The organism is Streptomyces sp. NPDC096311 (genome assembly GCF_044763085.1).
In the GTDB taxonomy this organism is placed as follows: Bacteria; Actinomycetota; Actinomycetes; order Streptomycetales; family Streptomycetaceae; genus Streptomyces.
Window position 1 is genome coordinate 230598 of record NZ_JBIWFN010000012.1, and the last position, 10639, is coordinate 241236.

The 10639-nt window shown below is 69.3% G+C and carries 7 protein-coding genes and 1 tRNA gene; 5 read left to right on the forward strand and 3 right to left on the reverse strand.

What is annotated here, in order from left to right; all coding sequences use genetic code 11:
* Window positions 1–4 precede the first annotated feature (4 nt).
* The 3 genes from ACIRA5_RS29695 to ACIRA5_RS29705 form a co-directional block, all read right to left on the reverse strand.
* Window positions 5–1942 (reverse strand): galactose oxidase-like domain-containing protein, encoded by a 1938-nt coding sequence (locus tag ACIRA5_RS29695; RefSeq protein WP_403695582.1) that lies wholly within the window; start codon window positions 1940–1942, stop codon window positions 5–7.
* Window positions 1939–3933 (reverse strand): glycosyltransferase family 2 protein, encoded by a 1995-nt coding sequence (locus ACIRA5_RS29700; protein WP_403695585.1) that lies wholly within the window; start codon window positions 3931–3933, stop codon window positions 1939–1941. Before ACIRA5_RS29700 ends, ACIRA5_RS29695 begins: the two co-directional genes overlap by 4 nt.
* 513 nt (window positions 3934–4446) lie before the next feature.
* Window positions 4447–4520 (reverse strand) — tRNA-Lys (locus tag ACIRA5_RS29705).
* Between the two features lie 206 nt (window positions 4521–4726).
* Between ACIRA5_RS29705 and ACIRA5_RS29710 the strand changes: the two genes are divergently transcribed.
* The 5 genes from ACIRA5_RS29710 (at window position 4727) to ACIRA5_RS29730 (ending at window position 10633) form a co-directional block, all read left to right on the forward strand.
* Window positions 4727–6100, forward strand: a complete 1374-nt coding sequence (locus tag ACIRA5_RS29710) for a peptidoglycan-binding protein (protein WP_403695588.1) — start codon at window positions 4727–4729, stop codon at window positions 6098–6100.
* Between the two features lie 189 nt (window positions 6101–6289).
* Window positions 6290–7450: an SPFH domain-containing protein gene (locus ACIRA5_RS29715; protein WP_403695590.1), complete on the forward strand. Its 1161-nt coding sequence runs from the start codon at window positions 6290–6292 to the stop codon at window positions 7448–7450.
* A gap of 154 nt (window positions 7451–7604) precedes the next feature.
* Window positions 7605–8258, forward strand: a complete 654-nt coding sequence (locus tag ACIRA5_RS29720; protein ID WP_403695591.1) for a lytic polysaccharide monooxygenase — start codon at window positions 7605–7607, stop codon at window positions 8256–8258.
* A gap of 147 nt (window positions 8259–8405) precedes the next feature.
* Entirely contained in the window at window positions 8406–8906 is a 501-nt protein-coding gene (locus ACIRA5_RS29725) for a DUF3592 domain-containing protein (RefSeq protein WP_403695593.1), read from the forward strand.
* A 26-nt stretch (window positions 8907–8932) separates the two neighbouring features.
* On the forward strand, window positions 8933–10633 hold the full coding sequence (locus tag ACIRA5_RS29730; protein ID WP_403695596.1) for an AMP-binding protein: 1701 nt from the start codon (window positions 8933–8935) through the stop codon (window positions 10631–10633).
* The last annotated feature ends 6 nt before the right edge of the window (window positions 10634–10639 follow it).

The window sequence follows — 10639 nt, forward strand, 5'->3', positions numbered from 1 at the left end:
AAAATCACGGAACCTTGACCCACTGCGCCTTGCTCGGCGTCCCCTGGTCGTCCGTCACGAACAGCATGTACCAACCGGACTCCACGAGATTCCGGTTCTTCGGCACGGTCACCGTGACCCCGTTCTTCGTCTTCTTGAAGTCCAGCGCGATGGACCGCTGATCGACGTCGGTGACGTGCGTGGACGCGCTCGGCCGGATCAGCCGGGCCGTCCTGATCGTCGACGCGTGCCGCGAGGTGAACGTCGCCGAGCCGCCGCGCGCGATCGTCTTCGGGCCGCCGGTCAGATCGGGCCGCGAGTCCCGGTAGAGGTACGGCGGCGTGTAGATCTCGATGCGCTGCTCGAACGTGGCCGGTTTGGTGTTGGCCTTGTCCGCGTAGAGCGAGTTGGAGCCGAAGAACATCACCCGGCCGTCGGGCAGCAGGATCGAGCCCGAGTGGTAGTTGCGGCCCACCAGCGGATCGGCGACCCGGTCGAAGGTGTTCGACTTGGTGTCGTAGATCCGCGCCTGGAGGATGTTGGAGTCGCTGCGCCCCCGGTAGTCCTCGGAGCCGCCGGACACGAGGACGGAGTCGTCCGGCAGGATCGAGGACTGCGGGTAACGGGTGCCCTTCTCCAGTTCGGGCCCGTCCACGAACCTCGGGTTCTTGTCCTTGAGGTCGATCAGCCGGGTCTTCTTGCTGGACAGCTTGGACTCGCCGACCCCGCCGCCGCCGATCACCATGTACTTCTCGTCCTGCGCGGGCGGCAGCAGCACCGTGCCGGACGTCTCCATCATGTTGGGGTCGCTCAGGCCCGGCAGCTTGGTGAACTTGTTGGTGGCCACGTCCCAGACGCCGGGGTCGCGGCCCACGTTGTCCGGTCCGTAGCCCGCGTTCGAGCCCGAGTAGAACATCTCGCCGTTCTGCATCAGGGAGATCGCCGGGTAGGTCGGGAACTGGCGGATTCCCTTGGTGTACGTCCATTTCTTGGTCTTCGGGTCGAACACCTCGTTCTTGCCCGGGACCAGCTGGCCGATCTCGTCCAGACCGGAGAGGCTGAGGATCTTGCCGTCGCTCATGGTGGTGAGCGTCGGGTACCAGCGGGCCTCGTTCATCGGGTCGACCTTGATGTACTTCTCGGCGACCGGATCGAACTCGTACGCGTCCCGGATGCCCTGGAAGTCCTTCTTGTCCAGGGCGAGCTTCTGTGCGATGCCGTAGGTGTTGCGGGCGTCGGTGCCGGTCAGGCCCTGGATGCGGTAGTTGTCCTGGGTGCCCGTCTCGTACTTCTGGCCGCTCTGCTGTGCCTCGACATAGATACGGCCGAGGCCCGGGTCGTTGCGCAGGAACGTGCCGGTCGCCTTGTCGAAGACCTTCGTCGCGCGCGGGACGAGCACCGGGTCCTTGGAGACGAACGTCTTGCCGTTCTCCTTGCCGGTGAACCTGGTGCCCGCGGGCAGCGTGATCGGCTTGTCCGGGTTCTCGTTGTGGACGACCATCAGGCCGCCCGCCTTGGTGACGTCACCCTTCAGCGTCTCGTACCGCTTGGTGCCGCCCGCGATCAGCAGATTGCCGTTGGCGAGCTGGGTGTGGCCCGTGCAGAACAGGTCGGCGGGCGTCGGGATCTTCTTGATGGTGCCCTTGACCGGGTCCCAGATCCGCGTGTCGAACTTCTTCGCGTCGAAGTTGTCCTGGTTGTTGCCCGAGCCCGCGATCAGCAGGATCTTGTCGGTGTGCAGCAGGGCCGCGTGGATGGTGTTCTGTCTGTACTCCTTGGGGAACTGGATGATGTCCCAGTGCCCGTTCTTGGCCTTGTACTCGGGCTTGTTGATCGTGTAGTCGTGGTATTTCTCCGTGCTGAAGCGGTACACCCACGGCCCGTTCATCCCGGCCAGCGCGAGCACCACCGCCCCGCCTATCGCAAGACGACGAGCGCGGCGGCGACGGGCACCGTCTTTCATTTTTTACGTCCCCCAAGGGAAATCTGCATGGTCTGGTCATTGCCCGCTCCGCTTCGGCCGTCCTGTCCCTGCGCCGCCGCCCAGCTGGGCTTGTGCTGCGGGGCGTGCGGGGCATGCGGCGCGTGCTGCTCCTGCTGGGGCGCCGAGGCCTGAGCGGGCAGCGGCACGGTCTCCTCGGATGAGGCGGGCGGCACCGACGGCTTCTTCTTCGCCTGGCGCAGGGCCCACCGCCAGGCGAGGATCGGCGAGGCGGTGATCAGCAGGGCGAAGCAGGCCCAGGTGATCATCGCGGGGTGGGAGTGCCCGAGCAGGAGTCCGGCGACGATCGAGCCGGCGAAGACCAGGATGAAGAACAGGTGGATCCGGAAGGTCCCGAACAGCGTGTCGGGACTGGCCGAATCACCCTTGGGGGTCACCACGAACTTGCTCTTGCGGCGCAGCACCGCGTCCATCAGCGAGCGGGCGTAGATCGGCGCGGAGAGCGCCGACATGATCATGCCCGCCACGCCGCCCGAGCCCTCGGGCTCGTGCGGGGAGACGTTGTGCCGGCGGTTCCACACGTACAGGCCGATCTGCAGCGCGGAGGCGTTGCCGTACAGCATCAGCCAGACCGTCGGGTCGATGTTCACACCGGATGCGCCCAGGCCCAGGAAGAGTGCGCAGCTGAGGGCCGCGAGGATCCAGTTGAGGGCGGACATCGGGTAGAAGATGATCATCATGGTGTAGTTGAAGAGCTTGCTCGGCGGCAGCGAGAAGAAGCCCTTCCAGTACTGCTTGAGGATCGTCTCGTACGTGCCCCGGGACCAGCGCAGCTGCTGGGTGAAGAAGTCCGTCCAGGCGTTCGGGCCCTCGCCGACCGCGAGGACGTCGGGGGTGTAGACCGAGCGCCACTTCTTGCCCGTCGCCGGGTTCTTGGCGCGGTGCATCTCGAAGCCGGTCGCCATGTCCTCGGTGATCGAGTCGTACAGGCCGCCGATCTGCTTGAGCGCCTTGATGCGTACGGCGTTGGAGGTGCCCACGAACATCGGCGCGCCGTAGCGGTTGCCGGCCCGCTGGATCAGCGCGTGGAAGAGGAACTGCTGGGACTCGGCGGCCTTGGTGATGGGGTTGTCGTAGTTGCCGTAGACCTGCGGGCCGATGACGAAGCCGATGTCCGGGTCGCGGAAGAAGCCGAGCATCCGCTCCAGATAGTTGGGCAGCGGCACGTGGTCGGTGTCGACCGAGGCGAAGAAGTCGTACTCGTCGCCGTGCGCCTCCAGCCAGGCGTTGTAGTTGCCGTGCTTCGTCTTGGCGCGGTGCGGGCCCTTGGCCTGGTTCCACTTCGCGACGCCCTTGCGGGAGAAGTGGTGCACGCCCAGGCGCTCGCAGACCTCCTTCACCTCCGGGTCGTCACCCTCGTCGAGGAGCCAGATGTGCAGAAGGCCCCGGTGGCGCAGCTTGACGGCCGCTTCCAGGGTCTTGGTCACCATGGCGAGGGGTTCCTTGCCGGGCACGAAGGAGGTGAGGAAGGCGACTCTGGTGCCGGTCTCCGGGACCACCGGGATCGGGTCGCGGGCGACCAGGGTGGCGTGCGCGTTCGACAGCACGTTCATGCAGCGGAAGAACTCGATCAGACCGATCGAGACCAGCATCACGATGTCGAGCACCGGCAGGAAGTCGTAGGCCGGGTAGTCGCGTTCGGTCCAGTGTTCCGGCTGGAGCAGCCAGCCCAGCAGGATCAGCGACAGCAGCGGCGCGGCCCCCAGCATCAGGGCGGCTCGTATGCGGTGCGGCTCCTGGGACAGCAGCGAGCGGTACTGCACCTTGTACGGCTTGTCCGGATCGGGCTGTGTGAGGGGACCCGCGAGCCGGCTGTAGTGCTCGTAGTCGTATCTCGGCAGGGTCTTCTTGATCCTGCGGAAGTTGCTGCCGGTCCGGTGCGATGGCATCCGGAGCTGGGTCGTCTCAGACGGGTCGAAGTTCTGCCGGGCGCCCGTCGGCGTCGACGTCATGAGTCATTCCCCCCGCACGCACGTCCAGGTGCGTGTTCGTCGGTTCTTGTCGCCCGTTCGAGTCCCCCTTGACCGTCACGGACGCATGCTGGCAGGTCGGCATCGCCACATCCTCCACACAAGGGAGACATAGAAATGCGACCTTCCGGTTGCATGATGCCCCCCTCGGCATCGGTTCATGAACGGGGCCCCCAACCCCCCATGGTCGCAACCGGCCATACCCCCAACTGTCAGGTATCGACAGTCCCTTGAAGCCCAGGGTTCTACGGCGTTCATCATGATCGCAAGATGCGAAACGCGGTGTTAACCGGTCATACGCGCTAATTGGGACGCGTGTACGAAGATGGGGTCACCGCCCCATACGCCGGGCGCATATGCCCGGCCCCTATGCGCCCCTATGCGACTCTTTGCGCCGGTTGTGTCCGTAGGGAGCCTGCCCCGCCCATGAAGGGATCCCGCCCCGCCCATAAGCCGAAGGGCCCCTCACGCTGGTGAGGAGCCCTTCGGTGTCGGTGCGCCGCCAGGGACTCGAACCCCGGACCCGCTGATTAAGAGTCAGCTGCTCTAACCAACTGAGCTAGCGGCGCCTGCTGACCCGAGAACTCTACCGGACCAGGGAGGGTGCTCCGGACCACGAGGGTGCCGTGAAGTGAGCCGTGAGGTGTCCCGAACCGGCCGGAAGTGGTCCCTGTACATCATTCGGACCGTCAACATGCGACAAGAGGCGACAGTTGCGAAACTGACGATTGTGCAGAAGTGCGGAGACATGGACCTGTGGTGTGAGGGGAATCTCATGGAGGCTCCGGTATTCGAGGAATTCGATCCCGTGAGCGACTGCGATTGCCCCGGATGCGTGCACTGGCGGCGCGTCATTCCCTCTTCCTCACTCCCCGGGCCCGTGGGACACCCGGCGGCGCGGCGCGCGCTGCTGCTGGCCGCGGCGGCGGGCACCGTCCTCGCCGTCGGCCAGCCGGTACCGGCTGTGGCCGCCGCGCACGGACCCGCCCGGCCGGGCGACCCCCGAGGTGACCGGCCGGGCGACCCCCGAGATGACGATCCCGACACCCCGCAGGGCGACCAGGCCCCGCTGCACGGCCCCGACGGGGGACCGGCGGGGCCCGCGCAGCCCGGGGCGGGGGGCGAGCTCCCCGCGACCACCCGGGCGGCGATCATCGACCGGGCCAAGAAGTGGGTCGCCTCGCGGGTGCCGTACAGCAAGACCGAGTACTGGCCGGACGGATACCGGCAGGACTGCTCGGGCTTCGTCTCGATGGCCTGGAACCTGCCGGGAAACGAATGGACGGGCAGCCTCAGCACGTTCGGCGTACGCATTTCACGCGACCAGTTGCAGCCCGGCGACATGCTCCTGTTCCACAATTCGGCGGATCCGCAGAAAGGCTCGCACGTCGTCCTTTTCGGCGGCTGGTCGGACTACACACACACCTATTACCTCGCCTATGAACAGACCCGCCCGCACGCCCGCGGGCAGTCCGCTCCGTACGCCTACTGGAGCAACTCGGACCGCTATGTTCCCTACCGCTACAAGGGACTGGCCGAGGAGACGAGCGGCGCGGGCGTCTCCGCGTCGGGGGCGGGGAGCAGCCGCTACCCGGGCCGGTCTTCCTTCGGCCCGGGCGCGGACAACCCCCAGGTCACCCGGCTGGCCCGGCTCCTCGTGGAACGCGGCGCGGACCGCTTCTACTCGACCGGACCCGGACCGAGCTGGTCGGACGCGGACCGGCGGGCCACCCAGGCGTTCCAGCGGGCGCAGGGCTGGCGGGGCACGGACGCGGACGGGCTGCCCGGGCCGCAGACCTGGTCCCACCTGGTGGGGAGGAAGGGCAGGGACATTCCGGCGGCGGGGAGGTCCGTGCCGGGGACCCCGGTGGTGGGCGGAGCGGGGACGAAGGGATTCTCGGCCCCGTCCGTTCCCGGCTATCCGGGGCGCGGGCTGCTGCGGCCGGGCGCCGACAACGAGTTCGTCACCCGGCTCGGCGAGCAACTCGTGAAGAAGGGGTTCGGCACGTACTACACGTCGGGCCCGGGGCCGCGCTGGGGCGAGGCGGACCGGCGGGGCGTCGAGGCGTTCCAGCGGGCGCAGGGCTGGCGCGGCGGCGCGGCGGACGGCTGTCCGGGGCCGGAGACCTGGCGCCGGCTCTTCTCGTGAAGCTCCGGGTGGCAGGGCTCGCAGCACGGCTCGCACCCGGGCTCGTACCAGGCAACGCGTCAGGCAGCACACCAAGGCTCGCACCACGGCTCGTACCAGGCATCGCACTACGGCTCGCACCAGGAATCGCACCAGGGCTCGTCACCCGGCCGGGATCACCCTTCCACGCGCGGAGGCATGGAGGCAGCTATGAGTACGACGACTTCACCCACCCCGGAGTCCGGGGGGACGCCGGAGGGCGGCGGCGCCTCCCGGTCCGCCCGGCTCATCCACAACGAGGCGACCACCGAGATCCCCGTCCATCTGCTCTTCCGTGACGACCCCGAGCCGGTGTCCGTGCCGCTCTCGCCCGCCGTGGTGGGGCGGCGGCGCGGCACGGGCGAACAGCCCCGGATCCGGCGCCCCGTGCTGGGCCGGGCCCCGCGCCCGGTGCCGGAGGTCGACCCCGAACTGGTGGAGCGCCCCGCACGGGTGCTGCCCGGAGTGGCGGGTGTGCTGACCGGGGCCTGCGGGGTGGCCGGATGTGTACTCACCACCTGGTGGTCGGGTGTGCTGCCGCACAGCGCGGCGAGGGTGATCGGGCTGCCCTGGTACGCGGGGGCCGGGCTCGGCCCCGCGCAGTGGGCCGCGTACGCCGGGGCCGGCGCGCTCGGGCTGTTCGGGTTCGGCGGGCTCTCCCGCGGCCGGACCGGGCGCGCCTGGGTGCTCGGCCTCTTCGGCCGCTACCGGGGCACGGTCCGGCGCACCGGGCTGTTGTGGATCAACCCGATGGTGCTGCGGCGCCGGGTCGACGTACGGCTGCGGCACTGGCGCAGTGAGCCGATGTCGGTGGTCGACGCGAACGGGGTCGCGCTGCGGGTGGTGGTGCTCGTGGTGTGGCGGGTCAAGGACACCGCGCGGGCCGTGCTCGGCGTCGAGGACCACGAGACGTATCTGCGCGAGTGTGTGGAGGCGGCGATGTCGCGGATGCTCTCGCAGCTGCCGGCCGAGGCGCCGCCCGCCGTCATCAAGGACGTGGCGACCCTGCGCAACACGGACGTGGTCGGCGAGGTGCTCACCGGGATGATCGCCGCGGACACCGCGCCGGTCGGCCTGGAGGTGTTCTCGGCGCAGCCGACCCGGATCGAGTACGCCCCCGAGGTCGCGGCCGTGATGCAGCGCCGCCGGATCGCGACCCTGGACGCCCAGCACCGCGACACCGTGCTCACCTCCGTCGTCGACTCCGTCGAGGACACGGTGACCCGGCTGACCATGCGCGGGCTGGTCGAACTCGACGACTACGAGCGCAAAGCGCTGGTGAAGGACCTGACGGTGGCGTTCTACACGGGGCGCAGGGACTCCTCGCCGTGACGGGGGCCGGCAGGGGGGCCGTGACGGGGGCCGAGAGCTTGGCTATTGGTCTGGACATGTTCAAGTTGCGGCAATAATCTGGGACTTGGTCTAGACCTGAAAATCGCGCGCACGGCTCACGAGAACCTCCCCCACGTCCTCCAGGAGCGGCAGCATGCGCATACGGACGACCAGGATCCCCGCGGCAGGGGTCCGTACCAGCAGGAAAGTCAAGCTGTACGCCGCTGTCGTGGGCCTCGCCACGGCGGGCACGTTCGTGCTCTCCACCGGCGGAGCCGACGCCCACGGCTACACCGACCAGCCCCTCAGCAGGCAGAAGTTGTGCGCCGCCAACGGCGGCAGTGTCGCGGGCTGCGGTGACATCCAGTGGGAGCCGCAGAGCGTCGAGGGCCCGAAGGGCTTCCCGGCGGCGGGTCCCGCGGACGGACAGATCTGCTCCGCGAACCACACCAACTTCAGCCAGCTCGACCAGCCCAAGACCCCCTCGGGTGCGGCCTGGCCGACGACCAAGGTCACCGGCGGGCAGAGCTACACCTTCCGCTGGCAGTTCACGGCCGTGCACGCCACGACCGACTTCAAGTACTTCGTCACCAAGTCCGGCTGGAACCAGAACCACGCACTGACCAGGGCGGACCTGAACACCACCCCGTTCCTGACCGTCCCGTACAACGGGCAGCGCCCGCCGTCCACGTTCAGTCACACCGGCACGCTGCCCTCCGGGCTGAGCGGTCACCACGTCATCCTCGGCGTGTGGACGATCGCCGACACCGCGAACGCGTTCTACTCGTGCGCGGACGTCACGTTCTGAACGCTCAGAGCGTTCTGAGCGCGTGTGGACCGGAAATGTTCTGAGCCTCTCTTGAGGAGCTCGCGCACCCCCCACGGGTAGGTTCCACGCACGTCGACATGACCATGACGGCGTGCGTGGAGCTGTACCGGACAACGGGGGAATGTCATGGACGTCTTCTTCTATGCCGTGCCGGCGGTGATCATGGCCGGGGCGATCTTCATGGCGGTCGTGGTGGTCCGCCGGTCGCTGGACATCAACCGGGCGTGGGACAGCGGGCTGGTCGCGGAGGGGCGCTGTCTGCGGGCGTACACGACGACCAGTGGCGGCGGCGGTGACACGTCCGTGTCCACGACCCTGCACCACGTGTACGAGTTCATGACGCGTGACGGCCGCACGGTCCGCTTCGAGGAGCCGAACGGCCCGGCGACGATCGTCGAGGGCGACATCGTCCCCGTCCACTACATCGCCGAGCGTCCCGAGAAGGCGACGGCCCACGCGCCGAGCCGGGGCCTGCTGGCGGCGGGCGCGGTCTTCACCCTGGTCTTCTGTACGGTGATCGTCCTCTTCTGCATCGGCTTCATGGTGGGCGTCCACGAGTTCTTCTCGCTGTGGGACTCGGCCGGGAGCGGAGGGGACGAGTTCGAGGGCGCGGGGCTCCCTTTCTGACGGTACGTCAATTATGGTGCGCCCCCATGGGGTCCATGAGGCGTACCGTCGCGGAACTCGTACAGGAACGGTGGGGCGACCACCGGCCGGGACTGTGGTTCGAGGGGCGGGTGCTGAGCCACCACCGGGTGGCGGCGGGCGCGGCGGCGCGGGCGGCGCTCCTCGCCGACCTGCTGCCGCCCGGCGCCGCACCGCACGTCGGGGCGCTGCTCGACAACACCCCCGAATATCCGCTGTGGTTGAGCGCGGCGGCCCTCTCCGGTGCCGCCGTGGCCGGGATCAACCCGACCCGGCGCGGCCCCGAACTGGCCCGCGACATCCTGCACACCGAGTGCCGTGTCCTGGTCACCGAGCGGACCCATCTGCCCCTCCTCGACGGCCTGGAACTGCCCGGCGTACGCGTCCTGGTCACCGACACCGAGGCGTACGGGGAACTCCTCGCGCCGTACGAGGGCGCGACGCCGGACGCGGCGCCCTCCGTGTCGCCGGACGCCCGCCTCCTCCTCTACTTCACCTCCGGCTCGACCGGTGCCCCCAAGGCGGCGATCTGCACCCAGGGCCGGCTGGCCGCCGCCGGGCGCTCGCTCGTCGACCAGTTCGGGGTGCGCCCGGATGACACGCACTACATCTGCATGCCGATGTTCCACGGCAACGCGGTGATCGCCGACTGGGCGCCCGCCCTGGCCGCGGGCGCGGGGATCGCGCTGAGGCGGCGCTTCTCGGCGTCGGGGTTCCTCACGGACGTACGGGCCTGCGGGGCGACGTACTTCACCTATGTGGGCCGCGCGGTGCAGTACCTGCTGGCCACGCCCGCCCGCGGCGACGACCGCGACAACCCGCTGCGGATGGGCTTCGGGACGGAGGCCGGGGCCGTGGACGCGGCCGCCTTCGAGGAGCGCTTCGGGGTGCGGCTGGTGGAGGGGTACGGCTCGTCCGAGGGCGGCGCCGCCATCCAGTGGACGCCCGGCGCCCCGGCGGGCGCGATCGGGCGGGCGGCGCCCCGCGACGACCTCGCGGTGGTCGACCCGGAGACAGGAGCCGAGCGTCCGCCCGCCGTCTTCGCCGAGGACGGGAGGCTTCTCAACGGCGACGAGGCGATAGGGGAGTTGGTGAACCGCGGGCCCAACCCCTTCGAAGGGTACTGGCGCAACCCGGCCGCGGACGCCGACCGCCGCCGAGGGGGGTCCCCCCGCTCGAGCGAAGCCGGGAGCGGGGGAGGCTGGTACTGGACCGGCGACCTCTTCTACCGCGACGCCGACGGCTTCCTCTACTTCGCCGGGCGGGCGGACGACCGGCTGCGCGTCGACAGCGAGAACCTCGCCGCCGCGATGATCGAGAACATCCTCGCCCGTCACGAGGACGCCGCCGCCGTGGCGGTGTACGCGGTCCCCGACCCGGTGGCGGGGGACCAGGTGATGGCGGCGATCGCGCCGCGCGAGGGGGCGGGCTTCGATCCGTCGGCCTTCGCGGAGTTCCTCCTCGCCCAGCCCGACCTGGGGACCAAGATGGCACCCCGTTTCGTCCGGATCGTGACGCGGATGCCGGTCACCGCCACCAACAAGATCCACCGGGTGGGGCTGCGCCGCGAGGGCTTCCGCTGTGCCGACCCGGTGTGGTGGCGGCCACCGGGGGAGTCGGCGTACCGCAGACTGCGCGCGCCGGACATCGAGGGGCTGCTGGCCGAGTACCGGGCGCGCGGACGCGAGAAGTTGCTGCCGACCGGGTAGGTTCCG

Bases quoted from the DNA above. Each gene is read 5' to 3' on its own strand.
- ACIRA5_RS29720 (WP_403695591.1), top strand. From the start codon at position 7,605: ATGCGCATACGGACGACCAGGATCCCCGCGGCAGGGGTCCGTACCAGC.
- ACIRA5_RS29725 (WP_403695593.1), top strand. From the start codon at position 8,406: ATGGACGTCTTCTTCTATGCCGTGCCGGCGGTGATCATGGCCGGGGCG.
- ACIRA5_RS29715 (WP_403695590.1), top strand. From the start codon at position 6,290: ATGAGTACGACGACTTCACCCACCCCGGAGTCCGGGGGGACGCCGGAG.
- ACIRA5_RS29695 (WP_403695582.1), bottom strand. From the start codon at position 1,942: ATGAAAGACGGTGCCCGTCGCCGCCGCGCTCGTCGTCTTGCGATAGGC.
- ACIRA5_RS29710 (WP_403695588.1), top strand. From the start codon at position 4,727: ATGGAGGCTCCGGTATTCGAGGAATTCGATCCCGTGAGCGACTGCGAT.
- ACIRA5_RS29730 (WP_403695596.1), top strand. From the start codon at position 8,933: ATGGGGTCCATGAGGCGTACCGTCGCGGAACTCGTACAGGAACGGTGG.
- ACIRA5_RS29700 (WP_403695585.1), bottom strand. From the start codon at position 3,933: ATGACGTCGACGCCGACGGGCGCCCGGCAGAACTTCGACCCGTCTGAG.